The following is a 22170-nucleotide window of genomic DNA, read 5'->3' as shown; positions in this document are numbered from 1 at the left end:
AAGCCCGTTTCCTACATCATCTTATCTATTATGTTTAGTTTTTTTTCGGAATAGGGATGATAGCGGAGCTTGATGTCGATGAGGTTTGATTTTTTTAGGATGCTTTTTGCATTGCTGAAAACTTTAAAGCTTTCGTCTCCGTGGTATTTTCCTATGCCGCTAAAGCCGACTCCTCCGAAGGGAAGGTAATCGCTTGCCAAGTGGACTATCGTATCGTTGATACAGCCGCCCCCGAAAGAAACCTCATTTAAGAATTTCTTTTCTATCTTTGAGTCGGTTGTAAAAAGATAAGAGGCTAGGGGCTTTTCGCGGGATTTAATCAGTTTAATTGCTTCCTCTATTGTCTTAAAACTTATTACGGGAAGGATTGGCCCGAAAATTTCTTCCTGCATTATTTTGGAATCAAAGGTAATGTTATCTAAAACCGTGGGCTCAATAAATTTTCTGTTTTTTTCTCCATTGCCGCCCGTGATTATTTTTTCTCCTTCAATTAAACCCATGAGGCGGTCAAAATGTTTTTCGTTTACGATGTGGGGAAGGTGCATGTCCAAATAGGTTTCCGTGGGGAAAAATTCTTTTAAAGCTTCTTTTAATTCTTCGATAAATTTTTCTTTTACCTCATATTGAATTAAAAGATAATCGGGGGCTATGCAGGTTTGTCCAGCGTTAAGGTATTTTCCGAAAGCTATTCGGCGGGCTGCAACTTTTAAGTTTGCCGATTTTTCGACTACGCAGGGAGACTTTCCGCCGAGCTCTAAGGTTACGGGGGTTACATATTTAGCCGCCGCTTCCATTACGAGTTTGCCGACAGTTGTTCCGCCCGTAAAAAAGATGTAGTCAAAACGCTGCTCCAAAAGTTTTGAGTTTTCTTCCCGCCCTCCGGTAATTACCGATATATATTCCGGCGGAAAGTTTTCGGAGATTATTTTTTTTATAACCTCCGATGTCGCAGGCGAATAATTTGAAGGCTTTACAACGGCACAGTTTCCTGCAGCAATGGCCCCGACCAAGGGAGCTAGGGTTAAATTTAAAGGATAGTTCCACGGCGACATGATGAGCACGGTGCCGAAGGGCTCATACATTATTTTGCTTGAGCTTTTAAAATGAGCAATCGAGGTCGGAACCCTTTTAGGTTTAATCCATTTTTTTAAGTGCTTTATTGCAAATTTAAGTTCTCCGCGTACGATAGCAAATTCCGAAAAGAAGCCTTCCATTTCGGTTTTGTGTAAGTCGGAATAAAGGGCATTTAAAAGTTCTTTTTTGTTTTGGTTTAAAACTTCCTGTAATTTTAATAATTGAGAAATCCTAAACTCATAGCTTTTTGTTTTATTTGTTTCAAAAAAAATCCTGCAATTTTTTACGATTGTTTCTATATCTTGATTCATTATGTGCTCCGGCAATGTTTTGTCGAAGCATTATACATATAAACCGAATAAAATTCAAGGCTGAAATTTTAAACTATTTTTCCGTTTTCGATTTTTATAACCCTGTCAGCCTCTTTTATTGTAGAAGGACGATGTGCAATCGTTATTATGGTTTTATTTTTGCGGATATTATTTAGGGCTTGCCGGAAGAGTGCTTCGCTTTCACTATCCAAATTGGAAACGGCTTCGTCCATCAGTAATATGGGAGAATTTTTTAAGACGGCGCGCGCTATAGCAATTCTTTGTTTTTCTCCGCCTGAGAGCTGAACACCCCGCTCACCGACATTGGTATCGTAGCCTTGTTCCAGCCTTTTAATAAAGCCGTCAGCCATCGCAACCTTAGCAGCTTGTTTAATTTCTTCATCGCTTGCATCGGGACAGGCAAGGGAAATGTTTTCTTTTATGGTTTTATTAAAAAGATAAACATCCTGCGGTACATAGGCGATTATATCTCTCAGGGAATTTTGGTGTATGTCTTTTATGTTTTTTCCGTCAATATAAATTGCTCCGCTGTCAGGTTCGTAAAAGCGCATAAGCAAATTCGCTATTGTAGATTTTCCCGCTCCCGATTCACCCGTAAGAGCAATGCTTTCACCGGCCTTAACCGTAAAATTAACTCCGTGCAAAACTTCGGTACCTTTTTCGTAAGAAAATTTTACATCTTTAAATTCTATGTTTCCCTTAACCGAATATTTGTTTTGCGGAATATATGGCACTCTGTCTTTAACGGCCGGTTCTTCTTCTAATATATCCAAAATTCTTTTTGCCGCTCCATTTGAAATATTCATAGCTCCTGCCGTAACCGAAACGCTCATTATAGGCACAAAGGCAAAAAGAGAAAATATTATAACAACCGAAACCATTTCAGGTTTTAACGAGCCTGCAATTACTTCCGAATGAGCAAGTAATATTGTTGAAATTAAAACGGCGGAGGTAATTAAGTTTATTACCAAACTGTGTAAGCCCTTAAATCTCCCGTCCCGTATTTCTTTTTTATTTAAGCGTAAGGTGTCGGCGGCAACCTTTTCAATGTATTTTTTTTCTTTGCCGAAAATTAAAATCTCACGTAAACCTTGAACCGTATCTACAGCTTCGGCATTTACCTCAGCCAAACCGTCTCGTATCTCTTCTCCGATTTTTTTTGTAATAGGATTAAAAAAATACGGAACGGCTGCAACAAGAATACAGGCGGCAAAAACGGCTGCGCTTATTTTAAATGAAAGAAAACTTAATGCAGCAAGATAAAGAACAGTGCAGACAAATGCAATTATGTAAGAGCCTGCGGTATGAGCATAAAAAACTTCGGTGGCTTCAACATCTTCGACAAACACAGAGGTAATACTTCCGCTTCTTTTTTTGCCTGTGGATTGCGGTGCTGTTTTGGAAATCGAATCATATAAAAGGTTTCTTATTTTTTCGATTACACCGTATGAAACCAAATGACATTCGTACATTTCCAAAAAGGCAAAAAGTCCTTTGCCGATAATAAAAATAATCAGCGGTATAAAAAGATAAAGTATTTTTCCTGTGCTCATTTTAAACAGAGCCGCTGAAGCTATATATGCGCCCGTTAAGACGGTGAGCAAAGCAAAAACACTATTAAATATTCCGTAAATAATCGAAATAATAAATTCTTTTTTATAAAAGCTTATGTATTTGGTCATTTTTATAAGCGGTTTATATTTTTCTTTAAACATATTAATTTTCTCCTTGTTGCGCTTCTACAAGCTTTTTATAATATCCGTCTTTTAAAATAAGTTCCTTGTAAGAACCTTCTTCTACGATCTCTCCTCTGTGCAAAACCAGAATTCTATCACTGTTTTCAATTGTATTTAAGCGATGCGCAATCGTAATACTTGTTCTGTTTCTTAACAAGTGATTAAGACTTTGTTTAATTTCATTTTCATTTTCGGTATCCACGCTGGAAGTAGCTTCATCAAGAACTACAATCGGTGAGTTTTTTAAAACAGCTCTTGCAATTGCAATTCTTTGTCTTTGCCCTCCAGAAAAGTTAAGCCCTCTTTCTCCAACTTTTGTATTGTAACCTTCCGGTAAACTTTGAATAAAGGAATGAATGTTTGCTGCTTTACACGCATCTATAAGCTTCTTTTCATCTGCATCTTCATTTGCATGTAAAAGATTTTCTTTTATTGTTCCGTTAAACAAATAGGTTTCTTGTGAAACAACCGTAATTAAACTTCGCAAAGATTTTAGCGTCAAGTCTTTTATATCGGTACCGTTGATATAAATACTTCCGTTTGTAGGCTCATAAAATCTTAACAATAAATTTATAATAGTAGTTTTTCCGCTTCCCGATTCTCCTGCAACTGCAAGTTTTTTCATTTTTTGCAACAGTGAAATTTAAATTCCTAAAAACCGTATTTTTTTTTCGGTTGTAAGCGAATTCAATATTTTTATATTTTATTTCAAAACCATCCGCCGATTTTATGTCAATGGTTTTAGTCCCCTCATCTTTTATTTTTTCTTCTTCATCAAGTAAGGCAAAAATTCCGCCCATAGAGGTTATGCCCATAAAGCCTTGATGAAAGTATGCCGCCAATTCGTTTGCAGGTCTAAAAACTTCGTTGGTCATAAAAAGTAGAATAAGTAATGAGGATGCGGGAATTATATGCATAGAAGTTAATAGTGCTGCTACGGCAAGGGTAAAACTTGTACCGATACCGGAAGCAAAATTGGAAATACCTATTTCGGCTAGGTTTACTTTTAAGTTGTGCATAGTTTCAGAAAAAAGTGTTCTCATTTTTTCTTTTAATAATTTTCCTAGCCTTTCTTGTGCATTATATGCCTTTGCCGTTGTAATTCCTTGAATGCCGTCTAAAATTTCTGCAGTTAAATTTCTATAAGCCGTCCAATGTGCATTGGAAGATTCCGATAGTATCTTCCCGAAAGCAACGGGAGAAATCAATACGGCGATTAAGGCTGCCGTCGATATTATGCCTAAAACATAATGCAGCGAAAAAACATAAATGAGCATTGCACCGCATGCAATTACACACACAAGTATTTGCGGAATGTATAGCGTTAAATACCCTTCTAAATAGTCTACTCCGCTTACCATTGTTGAGCCTAATTTACCTGTTCTTTCATCATCTAAAAATGCAGGTCCCAGTTTTAACAGCTTATCGTAAATGCGGCGACGCAAAATGTTTTTTACTTTGCCGATAATTTTTTTACCGTAAACCGAATTGTAATATATTAAAATAAGGCGGGATGCTATGATTGCCGATATGTATAAGATACTTTGTATTACCACGGATAATTCTTCTTTGGAATAAAGTTGTCCCACTATTTTCCCCAACAAGACAGCTTGAGCTACATAAGTTCCCGATACGGCAACACCCAATAGGGCTTTAAACAAAATGCTGCATTTAATACCTTTTGTCAATTCGATAACTCTTCTGTTAAGCATCATAATTGTTTATCTCCACTTTCGTTTTATAAAGTTAGTATTAGCTAACTATACTGAATTATGATAAATTTTTCTACTCTATTTTAATTGAAAATAATCCAAAATGATATTTTTATTTAGTTATTGTAGGTTTTTCTCCATTTCTGTATTGGATTGGGCTGATGCCGTAAACGGATTTAAATGCATCAGAAAATTTACTTGCATTTAAGTATCCGCAATTTATAGCTATATCGGTAATTTTTCTATCGGTAGAGGAAATATAAAATGCTGCAATTTTTAATCGATATTTTTTTAAATATGAGTAAGGGCTTTCTCCGTAAATTTGCTTAAATAATTTTTGAAAAATAGTGTAGCTTAAATCTTCATTTTTAACCATCTTTTTAAAAGATATATTTTTATCTATATTATTAACGGCATATTCATGAATTTTTTTTACCTTATTGATGTGATAACCCGAATAAAATTCTTCTTTTCGGTATTCTTCCGTATTGATTACACTTAAAAGATATAGAATTTCGAATAATTTAATTTGAAAGTACTCTATATGTTTCAAGCTTTGTTTTTCATACAGTGTATTCATTATATAAGAGATCTCGGAATTAATTTTTATTTTATACCATCCGTCCTGCAAATCTAAATTTTTGCATATTTTTTCAACATCTATATTAAATAATTGTGCAGTATTTTTGAAATTCGAATTTATTTTATCAAGAAAGAATAGTATACTTATGCCCTTATAAAACTTCAACGGAAAAAAGCTTTTTGATAATGCAACTTTTTCATAATTTATAGCTGTTTCTTTTTCTCCTAAATACGAAAAAGTTTGATTTTCAAATTTACCTTCCAGAAGCCCTTGAAAGCAGTAATCGATTCTAAAAACATTCCTAGGTTCTCCTTTTAATCTATATGATTTCTCGGTATAAGTGTCGTATATTTCCAGATGTATCCCCTCATATAACTTTATTATAATGGTATCGTCTTTTGTTTTTTCTTTCATATAAAATGAGTTTAATATTTTCTATTCAGCTTGTCTAGTCTTTTTTGTAAGTTTAGTTTAACTTCCAATGCCACAAAGGTTTTGAGAGTTCCGAAGAAAAGGTTTGTACGCGGTTAAAATCGGGGAGCCAGTCATCGGAGGCGGCAAGCTCTTGGTAAAAGCCTTCATCTATTTTTAAGCTTGAAAGGAGGTTTTTTAAGGTTTCGTCTTCCTTTAGGCTTAACATTCGGTTTTCAAAGAGAGAATAGTTTTTTATGCCGGCCGTTCTTTTAACCGGAGTGTATTGGGTCATCACCGAAATAAGAGCCCTGCCTCTTAAGTTTTTTGCAAACCATCTTAGGACAGCCTTCGAGTCCGCAATGCGGGAGGGGAGGGCAAGGTGGCGGACTATGACGCCTGAGTAAAGTTTTCCTAAAGGATATTTTTCTTTGTTTTCCGTGCCGATTTTTAAGGGAGAAAGGCCGGCCATTTTTAGGATTGCCCTTGTTGCCGTTTCAGGATAATCGGGTGCGTAAAAAACTTGAGAAGAAATTTGCGGGTTTAAGGTTTTTAAGTCGGGAAGCCAGCCGTCAACACAGTCCGAAAGGAGGCTTATAGCTTCTTCGGCTTCATAGGCGGAAGAATTCCAGACAACAGGAATTTTTAAGCCTCGGCCTTTTGCTTCTTTTAGGCCGAGGGCTATTGCAGGGATTGCATGGCTGCCTGTAACGATGTTTATGTTTTCTGCCCCTTCTTTTTCGAGAACAAAACACAAGTTTAAGAATTCTTCAAGGCTTACAGCCCTTCCCATGCCTTCTTGGGATATCTGATAGTTTTGGCAAAAGGAACAGCGAAGGTTGCAGCCGGTAACAAAGATTGTGCCCGAGCCTCCGGCTCCCGTGATTGGCGGCTCTTCCCCGAAGTGGAGGCCTGCCCATGCAAGGCGCAAGTCCCTTGTTTCTCGGCAAAAGCCTTTTTCGCCCTTATTGCGGTTTACCTTGCAATTTTTAGGGCAGAGAGTGCATGAGTCGTATTCTTTAAAACTAAAATCTTCAAAAGAAAGCATTTATTAGGCGTCCATTGGGCTGTTTTTTTACTGATTTTCTTATATTTTTTTGCGCTCGACAATCACCGTCATTATCGAGTTTAAAAGATTCATATCCAAAGTTTCAGCCTCGGAAGAAATAATTAAATTTATCTGCTCCCAATCTTCTTGCGGAAAGTCCATGTCATCTTCAAAATTGCCTGCAATAAGAGAAAATATTTGATAGAACCATTCGACAGCATCTTCTTTTTTTTGTCTGCCGGCCGAATAGGCCGAAAGCCAATAGTCGGCAAAATCGTTTGCCAAAACTTGAGCCTGTTTATCGTAAAGCGAAACCGCTTTGCAAAAGATTTCGGTCAGGCGGCTGTCAAAGCCTGCTGTGTCTCCGTCTTTACTAAACCTTTCTACAAGCCTGCTCGCATCCGAATAAAATTTTTCCATCGTATCCATAATATCATCCTTACTATTAACTTTGCGATGTTTTTCATAAGTATTGAAATACTTATGAAAAACTCGTCGGTAATTGATAAAAATCTAATAGGATTTTTATCAATTACCTATTGCTTGCCTTTTTTGCTGAAGCCTTCAACTCGGGCGGAGGCTTCGACGGTAAAGGGCGTTCTGTCTCCGCGTTTTAGGTAATGATAACCGAGGCCTGCAATCATCGCCGCATTATCCGTACAGAATTTAAGCGAGGGGAAGATGCACTTTAATTCCTTGTGCTCTGCAAGTTTTTCCCTCAACAAAGAATTGGCCGCAACTCCTCCTCCTGCTACTATCGTTTTTAAGCCCGTATCTATCGAAGCATCCAAAAGGGGCCTAAGCAAAATTTTTACCGCCCTTATTTGAAAAGAGGCTGCAATGTTTTCAGGTGTTTTTTCAAAATCCTTATTCCAAAACCGGTCTATCTGGTTTATGACAGCGGTTTTTAATCCCGAATAAGAAACATCGTACTTGTGCCCTTCCTTGTGGATTATGGGCATGGGTAAGTTAGCCGCCTTTGGATTTCCGTTTTTGGCGAGTTTGTCGATTACGGCTCCTCCCGGGTATCCAAAATTATAAAACTTAGCAACCTTGTCAAAGGCTTCACCCGGAGCATCGTCGATTGTTGTGCCGAGGACTTCGATGTCGTCAAAGTTATTTACCTTGCAGATAATCGAGTGCCCGCCTGAAACTAAAAGCCCAAGATATGGATAGGGAATATCATTTTCCAGATGGCTTGCATATAGATGTCCCAGCATGTGATTTACGGCAATAAAGGGTTTATTTGAAGACCATGCAAGAGTTTTTGCAAAGGTGAGTCCCACTAAAAGGGAGCCCATGAGTCCCGGTCTTCCTGTGGCGGCGATGCCGTCTATTTCTTCAAGGCGCAAATCGGCCTCGGCTAAGGCCTGTTTAACTACCGGCAAAATCCATTCGGTATGTTTGCGGCTTGCTATTTCGGGAACGACGCCGTTATACATTTTGTGAAAAGGAATTTGCGTTGCAACAATATTGCTTAAAATTTTATTTCCGTCCTCGACGACTGCCGCCGCAGTTTCATCGCAAGAACTTTCTATTCCTAATATTTTCATTTTATTTTCCTTTTAATTTTGAAATTGTAGAAAATGTATATCCTTCTTGAGTTAAATCGGAGTACATTTCTTTTAGAAGAATTGCAAGATCTACGGTAAACACGTGGCCTATCATAATTGCTTCTCCTCTTTGCGAAGCGATTTCCAAGCCTTCTATAATTTGTTTTTTCATATAGGCCTTATCTTTTTTATTGTCGATAAAGACCGCTCTTTCCCAAATGTTCATATTCAGTTTTTTTTGCAGCTTGAGGGACAACGCTTTTTGAACTGGTGCGGGAATCAAGAAAGTATATATTTTTTTCTTTGCACAGTTCAAGAACTGCTTCCATAGCTTCCTCGTCCGATGTTATAAGAGAGCCCTCATGATTATTCATTCCGGCTATGGGACCGATTTCTTCAACATTTGAAGATACGACTTTTTTTATCTCTTCGCTGTTCATGCCGGGTCTAACGGCTCCCTCTCCCGGATCTATATTCGGGTTTACGGCCTGCATCGGCTGATGAAGTATAACTTCTTTTCCTGCAGCTCTTATTCTTTTTGCCGTTTCCCTTGAGTTAGGCAGTTTAGGCAAAACGGCTATGGTACAGGGAAAGGGTAAATCCAAAAAATACTGCAATTGTTCCAAGTTATGACCCGCATCGTCAAATACAAAAATCAGCTTTCCCTTTGAAGGAAGTTCAGGCAAGTCCTGAATGGGATAGGACGAGGCTTCCGTTTCTTTTTCTTGAGGTTTATGTTTATCCGTAGTTACAGGACTTTCAGGCTTTATTGCCTTGTTTTCTTTGTCCGGCTTTTCGGTTTCCTTAGGCTGATTTTTTGCGGCCTGCGTTTCGGTTTCTTTAAGTTTATCTTTTGAAGAATGTTTTTCAGCTTCTTTAGGCCTATCGGCAGTTTTATCGGCGTTTTTTTTCTTATTGCCGGTAATGGCCTTTTCCTCTTGTTTAGGTTTTGGCTCCGGTACGGATTTACCGGATTCCTCTTTTTGCTTATTTAGTTCTTCTTTGGCAATCTGTGTTTTTTCGGCTGCATCATCCTTGTTTTTTACGGAAGGAATGATAAATAAAAAAACGGCGAGCATTATTACACAAACAGCAAAAAAACCGGCTATAGCTCCGGTATAGTTAATTTTTTTCTTTTTCGATCTTCTCCTTTTAGATAGTCCTTTCGGCACTCTTTTAGGACTTGCTTTTTTTTCCGTATTTTTTTTCGCCCTTGATGCCGATGTTTTTTTATCCGCTTCTTTTTTTGCCATGGATATGAAGATAAGCATTAAAGCAGCTTTTGTCAATCGGGGAGAATTTTAAGGTTATCGACAGCTAAAATATTCTATAGCTGGTTTTTAATAAGTCCTATTAGACCTAATCTTAATTATACGAAAAGGCGCTGTCTCCAATGAATTCCCGCAATATGGACTGTCCGTGCACAAAGCTGGCCGGCAGGGGTAAAAAGTTACTTAAAAAGGTTAATAGCCTTGATGCCTCGTTGTATTCTTTTTGATTCGGTTTTACTGCTTTTAAAAGAGGCTCTGCATAAACTTTAAGTACTGCAAGTTCATAGTCGAGGGCTGTGTTAAAGGCTGCATCGGCATTTCCTTGAAAAGGGAAAATATATTTTGATTCTCCGCTTCTTACGTCGCCCCACATTCCTATTGTTTTTGCTGCGGGACTTCCTCTAAATTGGGCATCCCGAACAATACGCCTTATAAGTCTGTTATCCGAGGTAGGAATGCGGTTGTGGTCATCTAAGTTAAGCTGAGTTAAGGCCGAAAGATAAACCTTAAACTTTAAGGCTCCATCTATTTTTGCCGTGAGCTTATCGTTTAGAGCATGTATTCCTTCCAGTATAAAGATGGTGTTTTTTTCAGGAGTGAACATCTTACCTTCTGGTCTACGGGCACTTGTCTTAAAATCGTATGAAGGCATTTCGACCGTTTCACCTTTAAAGAGGCGGATGAGTACATCGTTTAAAAGTTCAATATCTAAGGCTTCGACGCATTCAAAGTCGGGTCTGCCGTCTTCTTTTTTAGGTGCTTTAGCAATGCCCAGATAAAAATCGTCCAGGCTTATAACCTTGGGTATATAACCGAGAACTTTAAGCTGCATTGAAAGTTTTTTAGCCGAGGTAGTTTTGCCTGAGCTTGAAGGCCCTGCTATCAGGATAACCCTTACGGTTTTTTTTGCCGTTACCTGTTTTGCAATTTCTGCAAGTTTATTGTTTTGCAGTATTTCGGTAATTTCTACGTAGTCTTTGATTTTTCTTGATGTAATCAAATCGTTTAGCTGGCCGACGGAGGAAACACCGACTAATTTTCCCCACTGTTTATATTCCTTATAAATTTCAAAAAGATGTGGAAAGTCATTAAATTCCGAAAGTTTTGTAGGGGATGATGTTCTCGGAAAACGGAGCAAAAAACCGTCTTGATATGGCATTACATCAAAAACCTTGACTTCACCTATACGGTCCATTAAGGGCTGAAAATATAAGTCCTCATAATTGCCTAAACGGTTTATTAAAATACGGGGCTTACTTGTGTAGTTTAAGAGTCTGTAGGTATCGGGCTGGTTCGAGCGTTCAAATTTTTCCAAAGCTTCTTCGTAAGAAAGCCAATGTGTATCAATAGGCATATCTTTAGCTACCATTTCATCCATTTTTGCCTTAATAGCTTTAAAGTCTGCCTTATCCGATTTTTTTCCTTCAAGAGTATAATAATAACCGTAATCCAAGCTGTGTCCCATTAAAAGCCTTAAATCGGGATAAAGCTCCTTTGCGGCGGCAGCTAAAATCATGCAGAGAGTTCTCCTATAAAAGTTTGAGCCTTCACGGTCGGTTAAGGTTACAGGTTCTATTTTGGACTGAACATCAATAGCTTTGTTTAGGGGAACGGCCAAATTGTTTACCTTTATACCTACTATAGGAGACTGGGACGCAGGAAAGTATTGTATCAGCTCACGTGCCGACACAGGATGAACGAATTCTTTTTGAGTTCCGTCAGGAAAAGTTATTTTAAATGAAGCCATAAGACTCTCCTTGAAGTTAAATTGTACCTTTCAATTATACCATATTTTTTATAAAAGTCCAGCTATTTATGTATAGTTTAAAAGATTAGCAAGGCCTTGACATAATTATTTTTATCAAATAAACTCCAAATAATATAAATTTTGAGAAATATAGTTTTTTCGATGGAGGAAAAATGAAGAAATTTCTAGTTGTCTTATTTTTATTTGTTACGGTTTTTGCATATTCTTTTAAGTATGAAAACTATGAGGAGATATCTATTGATGATTTAATAAAAATTGTAGAGTCTGCTGCTAAAGAAAATGAAGATGGAGGCCTTACCATATTTAACAGCTTTATAGGTCTCCCTGTTACATTGGATGAGTATCCAAGTGCTGAAAAAGATAAAAAATATGAACAAGAAATTTGGATGTTTACATATTGGTTTAAAATGCCTGAAAATTTTTTCGGGAGTGTTATTACAAATAAACTTCCAAACGGATACGAACTGGTTATGGTATTCCAAAACAGCATTGCTCAGAATTTAAAAAATGATGTTAAAAAAGGTGAAAAAATAGGTGTCTATGCTTTTTTAGGCGGATATGATAGTTCTTCTAAAAGAATATCAATAATGGTTTCAGCCTTTAACACAAAAGCCGACTATAAAAGGCGTAACATAAAGCCCATTTGGGAGAGAATGTAAAAGTCCGGCTATTGACTGTTTTTTAAAAGATTGATATTCTTTTCACTTCTATTATTTTATACATTTATTAAGGATTTATTTATGAAATTTATTAAGAATTTACCTCTTATTTTATGCTGTGTCTGTTTGCTTTTTGTTTTTGCGGCTTGTAAGGACAAAAAAACGGAATCTGGAGTTTCTTCCGAGTCCTCTTCTGCCGATTCTGAAAAAAAGGTTTCGGTAACCGAGGATGAAGTAGGTTATGCCTTCGGCGTTCTTGTGGCCCAAAGTGTAAAACAGGACGGTATAAAGATCAATCCCGATAAGATTGTGAAGGGATTTAAAGATGCTATGTCTAAAAACTTTGAAGAAAAAGGAATTCAAGATGCTCAGCTGGTTTTAAATAAGGCCTTTCAAATGGCGCAGATGGAAAAGGCAGCAAAGGCCCTTGAAGAAGCTAATGCTTTTTTGGAAAAAAATAAGGCTAAAGAGGGTGTTGTTGTTACCGAATCGGGTTTGCAGTATGAAATTCTTTCGAAGGGTAAAGATGATATACATCCTAATGAAGACGATGAAGTTGAAGTAAACTATTCAGGAAAACTTGTTGACGGCACGGTTTTTGATGATTCATATACAACCGGTTCAAGTGTCAAGATTCAATTATCAAGGGTTATCCCCGGCTGGAAAGAGGGCCTACAGTTGATGAGTGCCGGTGCAAAATACAGGCTCTACGTTCCGCCTGCATTGGCTTACGGGGAACAGGGAATTGCTCAAGGAGGCACTGTTATAATTCCCTCGAATGCGGTTTTGATTTTTGATGTTGAGCTTGTAGGTATTTCACCCAAAAAACTAAAGAAAAAAAAGAGTTTTGCATTTAAGCAAAACTCTTTTTTTATGTCCGCTAATTTTTAGTCTTTTCTTTAAGTTTTGCCTTATTCCAAAATTCTTCCATCTTTTCCCAATTTTCAGGTAAAAGTTCAAGACCGTTTTTTTTCATTTCGGCCTCGACAAACCGGAACCGTCTTTCAAATTTTTTGTTTGCATGCATTAAAGCCATTTCAGGGTCTATCTTTAAAAAGCGGGCAGCGTTGACGGCAACAAGGAAGACATCTCCTATTTCGTCTTCCATTGCAGATTCCGAACCTGATTTAACGGCTTCGGCAAATTCTGCCGTCTCTTCTTCCATCTTTTCGATAAGGCCTCCGATTTCAGTCCACTCAAAGCCTGATTTTGCAGCTTTTTTTGAAATCTTTAAGGCTCTCAACATCGGTGGAAAATTTTTAGGGATGGAGTCCAAAATTGATACAGGCTTAGGTCTTTCTATTTTTTCCTTTATGTTTTCCCACTGGTTTAAAACCGATTCGGGGGTTGAGGCTTTTTTATCGCTTTCAGGCCCTTCATATCCTTCCGTTTTGCCGAAGACATGCGGGTGCCGCCGTATCAGCTTTTCGGTAAGATTTTTCATAATATCGGCAGTTGAAAAAAGCCCTTCTTGTTCATACATATACGAAATCATAAGTACGTTTAAAAGAATATCGCCGAGTTCTTCTTTTACATGTTCGGCATTTTGGCCTAAGCTATGGTGTTCCTCTATTGCATCAGCTGCTTCGTAGGCTTCTTCTAAAAGAGGTCTCCTCATACTCATAGGGTCTTGAGCTATATCCCATGGACAGCCTCCCGGACCCCTTAATCTTTTAATTACAGCAAAAAGAGCTTCAAAGCTCTCAATCAATTGTGAATTTTCCATAAGGCAAACATTATATCAAAAAAATACAATAATTGACAATTGACCTCCCTTATGCTAGACTATAAATATGATGGATTTTAGCAGAAAATTGCCTATAGGCGTACAAAGTTTTAAGGATTTACGCGAAAAAGAATTCCTCTATGCGGATAAAACCGAATATGTTTTTCGTCTTGCAAATGCAAGTAAAGTTTATTTTTTAAGCCGCCCCCGCAGGTTCGGAAAAAGCCTTTTCCTTTCGACATTAGAAGCCTACTTTTTAGGGCAAAAAGAACTTTTCAAGGGCTTGGCAATAGAAAGCCTTGAAGAAGCCGAAAAGGGAAAACGAGAAATCTGGCAGGCATATCCCGTTCTATATTTAGACTTTAATCTTGCAAAATATGAAACAAGGGAAGACTTGGAAAGTGTTTTAAATAATCATCTTTGCAGGTGGGAAGAAATATACGGCAACAGTAATTCCGAAAACACCGTTGCAGAACGCTTTTTCGGCATCATAAACAGAGCATACAAAAAAACCGGAAGGCAGGCCGTCATCCTCATCGATGAGTATGATAAGCCCCTTCTTTATACTATGTGGAAAGATGAAGCTTTAAATGAAACCTATAAAACAATCCTAAAGGGCTTCTTCGGGGTTATAAAAACAGCCGACGAAGCGATACGGTTTGCCTTTTTAACCGGTGTTACCAAATTCAGCAAGGTAAGTATTTTCAGCGACTTAAACAACTTAAATGATATAAGTCTCTTACCTCAATTTTCAGGCATCTGCGGGATAAGCCAAAAAGAACTATTAAGCACCTTTGAACCTGAAATAAGAGCCCTAGCCGATGCTAACGGCTTAAGCTATGACGAGTGCATCAAAACCCTAAAACAAAAATATGACGGCTATTGCTTTTCTCCCGACACGGAAAGAATGTACAATCCCTTTAGTCTGCTCAATGTATTTTTTGGGCAACAATTTGAGTATTATTGGTTTGCAACGGGAACACCCACCTTTTTGGTAAATGCTTTAAAAAAAGAAGATTTCCATATCCCTAACTTAGACGGAAATGTAGAGATGACCTCTGCCGGTTTGTCGGATTACAGGGCAGGAGCGGGCTCCGAAATACCTATATTGTTCCAAGCGGGATATTTGACAATAAAGGGTTACGATAAATTATTACAGCTTTATAGGCTGGGCTTTCCGAATGATGAAGTCAGATACGGCTTTTTATATAATCTTTTTCCGAGCTATTGTAATGTAGTTTATGCTGACGGCCCCTTTTGTATTGCTCAATTTTATAGGGATATAATTGCAGGCAGGATAGAAGAGTTTATGCAGAGGTTAAAATCTATAATGGCGGCTCTCCCCTATGACAACATAAAAAAAGACAGCGGGGAAAGCATCGTATTGAGGGAACATAATTTTCAAATTTGCGTATACTTGGTATTTGCTCTATTGGGACAGTTTATCGAACTTGAAACTCCTGTTTCCAACGGAAGAACCGATGCAGTGATAAAAACGGAAAGTACGATTTATATTTTTGAGTTTAAGCTAAAAGAGAATGCGGAAGCCGCCTTAGAGCAAATAAAAGAAAAAAACTATGCCGAAAAATACAGGGCTGAAAATAAAAAGATAATGCTCATCGGTGTCAGCTTTGATCCGGAAGAAAAGACCGTCGGAGAATGGATTATTGAAGAGGTTTAATTTTAAAGATGCCTATTTGGCAGTGGCCAAAATATCCCTAAAGCAGTCCTTATCATAAAAATTGTTTTCATCGGGGCTGTGATCGTCATACCAAATTTGGGCATAAAAAGGAGCTTTCTTTGCCTGCTCGTCAAAATTCCATGGAGGACATGCACATTCGGGGCACCAGTGCCCTGTTTTTAGAACTAGGAAGGGGCTCGCTTTAAATTTGTGTCCATAGGCACAGCTCCACTCAAGAGGAGTGTAAAGGTCTCCCTTTTTCATTTCGGCACTCAAGCAGTCTCCGCCCCTAAAACGGGCAGCCTCTCTTGCATCGCTTATATCGAGTTCGCTTTCTTTTTTGGATTCATCATAGCCGTGTTTTAGCAAAAGGGTAGCAGCTTTTTTTTCGTCTTTTAATTCGGAATAATTCAGAGCTTCTCCGGTTTTCGGATTTTTGTTTTCCGATAAAAGATTATATTCTTTCCAGTTTTGAGGGATTTTTTCAAAGTCTTCTTTCGAGCCGAAAAAGGCCCTTATTCTGCCTTCAAAATTATGTTTAATCCAATAAAGAGGGGCATTGCTTGTTTTTAAAAGAGGTTCTATGGCAAATTTTCTTATAAGGTGCGGGAACGGTTTTCCCAGCTTAAAATACCAAAACTTTTTATCGAGTTTTTTAAAGAAGTCCTCAAAGCCTTCATATTGAAAATCAAGATAGCCGTTCAGCACATGAGAATCATAGAACCAGCCGCAATGAAAGTTGCGCGCAGCATTCCAGCGGGGCTTAAAAATCTCCTTTGCCGATCTGCCCATAAGTTTAAAGCCTCGGTCGAGGGTTTCATACCCTGTAACACGGGCTTCTTTTCCGTTGCCTATGTTATAAACCCTCTTCCAAAAATCTTCGGGTAGAGTGCCGTCTGCATCTTTTTCGATGAGGTTTTTAAGCATGAGGCCTGAGGTTCGTGCTGTCGCCCATTCTATGGGAGTATTCCAGCCTGTATGGAACATAAGGCCGTCATTCATGTTTTTAAGCATAATATCATCGTATAAAACACCCGACTGCCTCAATGAAACCCAATAGTTTAAGCCCGATTCTATTACCTCCCGTTCGGCCATAATCTTTGTCGCTCCGTAAAAGTCAAAGGCTGAGCCTATTAAAGGATCCCCTGTTCTTATCCATGGGTGTTTAAATGTTCTGTTCCCGTATTGGGCAACCGTTCCTATATGAATGAATTTTATTCCGTCTTTTTGAGGCGATTTTTTTGCGGCATTTATTAAATTTAAGGTTCCCAAAAAGTTTGATTTATAACCTGCATCGGGGTTGTGGTCTATTACGGGAGGGATTATCGCTGCACAATGGATTATATAATCGGCATTTTCGACGGCTCTTTCGCAGTCTGCAAAGATTGATAAGTCTCCGAAAATAATTTTTATATCAGGATATTTTTTTTGCAAAGATGCGGCTAAACGTATATTGGCTTTTTTTTCCCGTAAGATTACGGTAATATTGTTTTTTCCGGTTTCGGCAATTTGTTTTAAAACTTCAGAGCACATCGAGCCCGAAGCACCGGTAATTAAAATAGTCTTTTTCATATGTCTATAGTATAAAACTTTTTAGATTTTTGCAAGGTATCATTTTATGAAAAATTTTTTAGAATTTTTTTTCGTAAATATTACCAAAACTTGTCAATATCTTTTTTATTCGTGCGGAGGGTTGTTGATTACAAAATAAATTTTCTGCAAAATAAATTTCTCGTTTTTTGAATACTTGTATATCATGTAAATTATTGATATACTTGGATTTGTAAACTGAGCTTTAAAATACGGAGAGGTATAAAATGAGTGAACATAGCGATATTGACGGAATTATTCTATATGAAGATTCAGATCATAAATTTATATGGCTGGGCTCGGAAAGCAAGCAAAGAAAGGGTGCTGTTCAAACAATGCAGTATCTTATTATAGATAGGGGGCGAGGTGTTCTTCTTGATCCGGGCGGAGTCCACCTTTTTTCCAGAGTAGTTACTGCGGTAAGCCGATTTATTTCCGTAGATAAAATCGACACGATTTTCTTTTCACATCAAGACCCCGATGTTTCTTCCGGCATAGCTTTATGGCTGGGTATTACAAAGGCTAAAATATATATTTCTTCGCTTTGGATACGGTTTATGCCTCACTTCGGTATCGTAGATATTTCGAGAATGGTTCCGATACCGGATAAAGGGATGAACATATCGCTTCCTTCAGGTTCAAATATGAAGTGTATTCCTTCACACTTTATGCATTCTCCCGGGCAATTCGGTTTATACGATGAGCGCTCCCGTATTTTGTTTTCCGGAGATATAGGGGCCGCAGTTTTTGATGATGACAATGAAACTACCTTTGTAGAAGATTTTGAAAAGCATCTTCCTTTGATTGAGGGATTTCATGTCAGGTATATGGCTTCCAATAAAATTGTCAGCAAATGGGCAGAAAATGTACGCCGTTTAAACCCTCTAATTATAGCCCCACAACACGGGGCAATATATAAAGACGAACAAGTAAATAATTTTTTAAATTGGCTTTCAGGTTTAAAATGCGGCATAGATTATATTGAAAACTTATTTTAATTTGGGAATCAGTATGAAAGATGAACAAAATGCTATTGATAACTTTTCCGATCTAGTAGATAAAATTGTTGTACAATATAACAAAGGCGTTATTCTTGATTTTGTAACCTCTCATTCATTTAAAATTATTGAAGAATCTATGGATAATTTGCAGGAAAAGTTTGAAACTATCCTTTCCGTTTTTGAAGAAATCCAAAAGGAAAGCAGTTCTTCTGCATCTAATGCCAACTATGTTGATGAAATGCTCTCCAATGTTTTAAAAAAAAGAAATATAATCCAAGAAGAAGTTCATGAGCGGGTTGACGAAATTGAAGCCTCTGCAGAAAGTGCGGAAAATACAGCTTCGGCTTTTGAGGTGCTAAAGGATAGGACTGCGGAAGTTGAAGATATGTTGTCTGGTATTAAGGATGTTTCCGTAAAGACCGGTATCCTTGCAATCAATGCTTCGATCGAAGCCGCCCGCGCCGGAAGTGTCGGAAACGGTTTTAGAATTATTGCCAATGAAGTCCGCTCTCTTGCAACTCAAACAGGAGATTTTGCAAAAAAAATCGAATTAAAACTGGAAGAGCTAAATAAATCGGTTAGTGAAATAAATAACAGCATGACAGGTTTTATAGAACTTTTTTCAAAATTCAGAAAGTCATTTAACGGCGTATTGTCTAATTTGGATGAGAACTCTGTAACTCTTAAAGAAGCCGGTTCTTCGTTGGCCGAAATAACCGCTTCAATAAAAGAACAGGATATTACCATAAGAGAAGGTTTTTTATCATTAAAAAAGATCGATGACTTTTTACATGATACCTCAACGATTCTTGATGCAGTTCAAACAAGCCATGAACATTTAGGAACCCTGTTGCAGCAAAAGTAAAATAAAACCTACAAGGGAGTAAAGCTTTAATTACAAATTAAATTGCCATTTTGGAAAAGCCGGTTACATAGTTTTACCCTTCTTTATAAGAAGAGTTCTTAGTATAAAAAAAAGAATTTGTTTTACAAACTCGGCAGTATTTTTAATCGGGTCTACAAATTCTTCATACAGATATCCGATAAGAAGCAGGTTTCACATTCAGGCTTTCTGGCCTTGCAGATATAACGTCCGTGGAGGAGAATCCAATGGTGGGCATTTAATAAATATTTTTTTGGAGTAACCTTGAGTAAATCCTCCTCAACTTGTATGGGGGTCTTTCCGGATGAAAGACCTATGCGCGGGGCGGTTCTGAGGATGTGAGTATCTACTGCGATTGCAGGTTTCCCGAAACCCATGTTTAAAACCACGTTTGCCGTTTTACGTCCGACACCGGGAAGTTTTATAAGTTCTTCCATTGTGTCTGGAACCTTTCCCGAATACTCGTTTTGAATTATTCGGCTTAACTCAAAAATACGTTTAGCCTTTGTCGGATATAAATTTATTGTTTTGATGTATGAGCGGATCCCTTCTTCACCCAGCTCTATCATCTTTTGAGGCGTGTCGGCTGCCTTAAAGAAAGGTCCTGTTGCTTTGTTTACGCCTACATCGGTCGCTTGAGCTGAGAGTACCACTGCGACCAAAAGAGTGAAAATATTTTCAGAATGTAATTCTCCTTTCGGGTTAGGATTATTCTTTTTGAAACGGCGGTATACTTCTTCGATTTCATCTTTATCCAATAGATTCATTTTGTTTTACCTTTTTTAGTTTAGGAGAGCCGGACAGCTTACAGCCCATGATAAAAAGAATCGGAACTAAAATTAAAAATACCGGAACTACCGTAATAAAGGCAATGAACAAATTGTATTTATCTCCAACTATTCCCATGATAAAACTTGCAGTGCTGTAACCGGGAACTCCGAAGCAGGATAAAAAGATCATAAGGGCCGTTGCGTCTACCGGAAGGATGGCTGCAGCAAAGGATTGGATTGTCGGCCAAAGGCAGGCAAGGCAAAGTCCCATAAAAAATAAAAAGACTGCTAAGCCGAAAAGCGAGTTTACAAAAATAAATAAGAGGCTGACTATAAACGAAGCAATCGAAGAAACTATTATCGCTTTTTGAATGGAAACTTTTTTTAAGACTTTGCTGTTTAATGACCTTCCGATAAACATTCCGAGCGCAAAGCCCGCCGTTACAATTCCTGCGTAAAAGGCAGAGGCCTTTAAATAAAGTTGAATCAGAGTAGCTGACCAAAAGGCAAAAGCTCCTTCGGCTCCTCCTGCAAAAAAGAGGGATAGACCGAAAAGCCAAAAAGAGGGTAGGGAAAATATTTCTTTAAAGGCAGCCTTGCTTCCGTCCGAGGGCGGAAGTTTTACTTTTTTTGATGAAGGATAGGAAAAGCAAATTAAGAAAGCAAAAATCGATAGGCCTATGTAAATGTATCTCCAGTTTATTCCTATCGAAAGAAGATAGCCGAAACCTATCAGTCCGGAACAAGTTCCCAATGGCCAAAAGGCGTGCATCATATTCATCTTTGCGCCAGTATCGTTCGGGTACAAATCATTTACTATGGGAGTCAGCAGGGCTTCCATGTTTGCAACGCCCAGTCCCATGCAAAGAGCGCTTAAAAGTGCAGTAAAAAAGTTAATGCTTTTTGAAAAGAAAAAAAGCCCTGCTGTTAATATCAAAAGAGAAGCTCGCAGAACTTTTATCTTGCCGAACTTGGCTGCAAAGATGGGGCTTATAAAAAGAATTATCATCTGCTCGATAGCACAAAGCATTCCGAATAAGCCCGCTTCCGTAAGTGAAAAATTTAAGTCTCTTTTAATATTTACGAGGCATATTGAGATTGCAATAGAAGAAAGAGAATAAACTAAAAAACTAAGGCCTGAAACATTAAAGGTTCTTTTTCGTAAATCTTTCATAAGAAACTGCCGCTATGATATTGCTTTTTATCGGAATAGTCAAGTGTCCGCATTGTATTTTAGGTACTGGATTATTTTTACAAAAGCTGATATATTGTTCCCATTCATCAATAGCAGTTTAAGGAGTTAAAACTATGCTTAAAGAAATTCGCGGAAAGAGCGCAAAAAATTTGCGCGGAAAAAGTTTTCTAAAATTGTTGGATTTTACTACAGATGAAATCCGGTATTTACTTAACCTTTCAAAAAATTTTAAAGATATGAAAAGGGCTGGAATTCCTCACAGATACCTCGAAGGAAAAAACATCGTTCTTCTTTTTGAAAAAACATCTACAAGAACACGATGCTCTTTTGAAGTTGCAGGTTATGACCTTGGAATGGGCGTTACCTACCTTGATCCGAACTCTTCACAGATGGGACATAAAGAATCTATTGAAGACACTGCCCGCGTTTTAGGAAGAATGTATGACGGTATCGAGTACAGAGGCTTCAGCCAAGAACTCGTAGAAACCTTGGCCGAATATTCCGGCGTTCCCGTATGGAACGGATTAACCGACCTCTTTCACCCGACTCAAATGCTCGCAGACCTTCTTACAATCGAAGAAAAATTCGGCTATTTGAAGGGGCTTAAATTTACATACATGGGAGATGCCCGAAACAACGTGGCCAACTCTCTCATGATAGCTTGCGTAAAAATGGGAATGCACTTTACAGCATGTTCGCCCAAGCACCTTTTCCCTGCTGAAGACTTGGTGGCCGAAGCAAAGAAAATCGCAGCCGAAACTGGAGCAAGCGTAACCTTAACCGAAAACGTAAACGAGGGTACAAAGGGAGCTCATGTTCTTTATACCGACATTTGGGTATCAATGGGAGAACCCGACAGCGTATGGGAAGAGCGTATTAAACTCTTAAAACCCTATCAGGTAAATAAGGCCGCTATGGACAATGCGGACAAGGATGCAATCTTCTTACATTGTCTCCCCTCGTTCCATGACTTAAAGACAACAAAGGGGCAGGAGATTCACAAAAAATTCGGTCTTCCCGAAATGGAAGTTACAAATGAAGTTTTTGAATCTCAAAAATCAGTTGTTTTTGATGAAGCCGAAAACCGCATGCATACTATCAAAGCAGTTATGTATGCCACAATGTGCTAATCTTTTTTATATTTGCGATGTTTTTCATAAGTCATTAAATAAAGACT

General features: G+C 38.1%; 19 protein-coding genes and 1 pseudogene. 6 read left to right on the top strand and 14 right to left on the bottom strand.

Translation table 11 applies throughout. From position 1 onward, the window contains the following. Positions 1-11: 11 nt before the first annotated feature. The 10 genes and pseudogenes from JO40_RS00950 to JO40_RS00910 all read right to left on the bottom strand — a co-directional run bounded on the left by JO40_RS00950 (position 12) and on the right by JO40_RS00910 (position 11467). Positions 12-1385: an aldehyde dehydrogenase gene (locus JO40_RS00950; RefSeq protein WP_044977457.1), complete on the bottom strand. Its 1374-nt coding sequence runs from the start codon at positions 1383-1385 to the stop codon at positions 12-14. A gap of 68 nt (positions 1386-1453) precedes the next feature. Beyond that, complete coding sequence (cydC, locus tag JO40_RS00945; protein ID WP_044977456.1) at positions 1454-3121, bottom strand: thiol reductant ABC exporter subunit CydC; 1668 nt, start codon at positions 3119-3121, stop codon at positions 1454-1456. Position 3122: 1 nt separating this feature from the next. Continuing rightward, positions 3123-4857 (bottom strand): annotated as a pseudogene (locus tag JO40_RS00940) (ABC transporter ATP-binding protein). 109 nt (positions 4858-4966) lie between these two features. Beyond that, a complete protein-coding gene (locus JO40_RS00935; RefSeq protein WP_044977454.1) occupies positions 4967-5851 on the bottom strand; it encodes a helix-turn-helix transcriptional regulator in 885 nt (294 codons plus the stop codon). 52 nt (positions 5852-5903) lie between these two features. Then, on the bottom strand, positions 5904-6896 hold the full coding sequence (locus tag JO40_RS00930; RefSeq protein WP_044977452.1) for a radical SAM protein: 993 nt from the start codon (positions 6894-6896) through the stop codon (positions 5904-5906). A 39-nt stretch (positions 6897-6935) separates the two neighbouring features. Continuing rightward, entirely contained in the window at positions 6936-7325 is a 390-nt protein-coding gene (locus JO40_RS00925) for a hypothetical protein (RefSeq protein WP_044977450.1), read from the bottom strand. A gap of 107 nt (positions 7326-7432) precedes the next feature. After that, entirely contained in the window at positions 7433-8449 is a 1017-nt protein-coding gene (tsaD, locus tag JO40_RS00920; RefSeq protein WP_044977448.1) for a tRNA (adenosine(37)-N6)-threonylcarbamoyltransferase complex transferase subunit TsaD, read from the bottom strand. Between the two features lies 1 nt (position 8450). Beyond that, a complete protein-coding gene (locus tag JO40_RS14975) occupies positions 8451-8732 on the bottom strand; it encodes a divergent polysaccharide deacetylase family protein (protein WP_276324845.1) in 282 nt (93 codons plus the stop codon). Beyond that, complete coding sequence (locus tag JO40_RS00915) at positions 8638-9720, bottom strand: divergent polysaccharide deacetylase family protein (RefSeq protein WP_276324844.1); 1083 nt, start codon at positions 9718-9720, stop codon at positions 8638-8640. Before JO40_RS00915 ends, JO40_RS14975 begins: the two co-directional genes overlap by 95 nt. A gap of 94 nt (positions 9721-9814) precedes the next feature. After that, positions 9815-11467, bottom strand: coding sequence for a nucleoside kinase (locus tag JO40_RS00910; RefSeq protein WP_044977445.1), 1653 nt, complete (start codon positions 11465-11467; stop codon positions 9815-9817). Between the two features lie 173 nt (positions 11468-11640). Between JO40_RS00910 and JO40_RS00905 the strand changes: the two genes are divergently transcribed. After that, positions 11641-12147 carry a hypothetical protein gene (locus tag JO40_RS00905; RefSeq protein WP_044977443.1) on the top strand — a complete coding sequence of 169 codons (507 nt, stop codon included), beginning with the start codon at positions 11641-11643 and terminating at the stop codon, positions 12145-12147. A gap of 81 nt (positions 12148-12228) precedes the next feature. After that, positions 12229-13038: an FKBP-type peptidyl-prolyl cis-trans isomerase gene (locus JO40_RS00900; protein WP_044977441.1), complete on the top strand. Its 810-nt coding sequence runs from the start codon at positions 12229-12231 to the stop codon at positions 13036-13038. On the opposite strand, the gene mazG is transcribed toward JO40_RS00900, so the two are convergent. Continuing rightward, positions 13028-13873, bottom strand: a complete 846-nt coding sequence (gene mazG / locus JO40_RS00895; RefSeq protein WP_044977439.1) for a nucleoside triphosphate pyrophosphohydrolase — start codon at positions 13871-13873, stop codon at positions 13028-13030. The two genes, JO40_RS00900 and mazG, sit on opposite strands and share 11 nt — an antisense overlap. A 70-nt stretch (positions 13874-13943) precedes the next feature. Between mazG and JO40_RS00890 the strand changes: the two genes are divergently transcribed. Next, positions 13944-15554, top strand: a complete 1611-nt coding sequence (locus JO40_RS00890) for an ATP-binding protein (RefSeq protein ID WP_044979650.1) — start codon at positions 13944-13946, stop codon at positions 15552-15554. 12 nt (positions 15555-15566) lie between these two features. Here the strand turns inward: JO40_RS00890 and JO40_RS00885 are convergent, their stop codons facing one another. Continuing rightward, positions 15567-17126, bottom strand: a complete 1560-nt coding sequence (locus tag JO40_RS00885) for an NAD-dependent epimerase/dehydratase family protein (RefSeq protein ID WP_044977438.1) — start codon at positions 17124-17126, stop codon at positions 15567-15569. 245 nt (positions 17127-17371) lie between these two features. Between JO40_RS00885 and JO40_RS00880 the strand changes: the two genes are divergently transcribed. Continuing rightward, the gene (locus JO40_RS00880) at positions 17372-18142 is read left to right on the top strand and encodes an oxygen-binding di-iron domain-containing protein (RefSeq protein WP_044977436.1); all 771 of its coding nucleotides are present in this window, start codon (positions 17372-17374) and stop codon (positions 18140-18142) included. A gap of 13 nt (positions 18143-18155) precedes the next feature. Continuing rightward, positions 18156-19010, top strand: coding sequence for a methyl-accepting chemotaxis protein (locus JO40_RS00875; RefSeq protein ID WP_044979649.1), 855 nt, complete (start codon positions 18156-18158; stop codon positions 19008-19010). A 152-nt stretch (positions 19011-19162) separates the two neighbouring features. On the opposite strand, the gene nth is transcribed toward JO40_RS00875, so the two are convergent. Continuing rightward, entirely contained in the window at positions 19163-19795 is a 633-nt protein-coding gene (gene nth / locus JO40_RS00870; protein ID WP_044977435.1) for an endonuclease III, read from the bottom strand. Beyond that, entirely contained in the window at positions 19779-20972 is a 1194-nt protein-coding gene (locus JO40_RS00865) for an MFS transporter (protein WP_044977434.1), read from the bottom strand. Before JO40_RS00865 ends, nth begins: the two co-directional genes overlap by 17 nt. A gap of 134 nt (positions 20973-21106) precedes the next feature. On the opposite strand from JO40_RS00865, the gene argF reads away from it, so the two are divergent. Beyond that, positions 21107-22123, top strand: coding sequence for an ornithine carbamoyltransferase (gene argF / locus JO40_RS00860; protein ID WP_044977432.1), 1017 nt, complete (start codon positions 21107-21109; stop codon positions 22121-22123). Positions 22124-22170: the final 47 nt, after the last annotated feature.

This window comes from Treponema putidum (assembly GCF_000755145.1).
GTDB classification, from domain to species: Bacteria; Spirochaetota; Spirochaetia; order Treponematales; family Treponemataceae; genus Treponema_B; species Treponema_B putidum.
This window is presented reverse-complemented; position numbering and strand designations above follow the sequence as displayed.

Coding starts and splice junctions, on each gene's coding strand:
- JO40_RS00950 (WP_044977457.1), bottom strand. CDS start 1,385: ATGAATCAAGATATAGAAACAATCGTAAAAAATTGCAGGATTTTTTTT.
- cydC (WP_044977456.1), bottom strand. CDS start 3,121: ATGTTTAAAGAAAAATATAAACCGCTTATAAAAATGACCAAATACATA.
- JO40_RS00935 (WP_044977454.1), bottom strand. CDS start 5,851: ATGAAAGAAAAAACAAAAGACGATACCATTATAATAAAGTTATATGAG.
- JO40_RS00930 (WP_044977452.1), bottom strand. CDS start 6,896: ATGCTTTCTTTTGAAGATTTTAGTTTTAAAGAATACGACTCATGCACT.
- JO40_RS00925 (WP_044977450.1), bottom strand. CDS start 7,325: ATGGATACGATGGAAAAATTTTATTCGGATGCGAGCAGGCTTGTAGAA.
- tsaD (WP_044977448.1), bottom strand. CDS start 8,449: ATGAAAATATTAGGAATAGAAAGTTCTTGCGATGAAACTGCGGCGGCA.
- JO40_RS00915 (WP_276324844.1), bottom strand. CDS start 9,720: ATGCTTATCTTCATATCCATGGCAAAAAAAGAAGCGGATAAAAAAACA.
- JO40_RS00910 (WP_044977445.1), bottom strand. CDS start 11,467: ATGGCTTCATTTAAAATAACTTTTCCTGACGGAACTCAAAAAGAATTC.
- JO40_RS00905 (WP_044977443.1), top strand. CDS start 11,641: ATGAAGAAATTTCTAGTTGTCTTATTTTTATTTGTTACGGTTTTTGCA.
- JO40_RS00900 (WP_044977441.1), top strand. CDS start 12,229: ATGAAATTTATTAAGAATTTACCTCTTATTTTATGCTGTGTCTGTTTG.
- mazG (WP_044977439.1), bottom strand. CDS start 13,873: ATGGAAAATTCACAATTGATTGAGAGCTTTGAAGCTCTTTTTGCTGTA.
- JO40_RS00890 (WP_044979650.1), top strand. CDS start 13,944: ATGGATTTTAGCAGAAAATTGCCTATAGGCGTACAAAGTTTTAAGGAT.
- JO40_RS00885 (WP_044977438.1), bottom strand. CDS start 17,126: ATGAAAAAGACTATTTTAATTACCGGTGCTTCGGGCTCGATGTGCTCT.
- JO40_RS00880 (WP_044977436.1), top strand. CDS start 17,372: ATGAGTGAACATAGCGATATTGACGGAATTATTCTATATGAAGATTCA.
- JO40_RS00875 (WP_044979649.1), top strand. CDS start 18,156: ATGAAAGATGAACAAAATGCTATTGATAACTTTTCCGATCTAGTAGAT.
- nth (WP_044977435.1), bottom strand. CDS start 19,795: ATGAATCTATTGGATAAAGATGAAATCGAAGAAGTATACCGCCGTTTC.
- JO40_RS00865 (WP_044977434.1), bottom strand. CDS start 20,972: ATGAAAGATTTACGAAAAAGAACCTTTAATGTTTCAGGCCTTAGTTTT.
- argF (WP_044977432.1), top strand. CDS start 21,107: ATGCTTAAAGAAATTCGCGGAAAGAGCGCAAAAAATTTGCGCGGAAAA.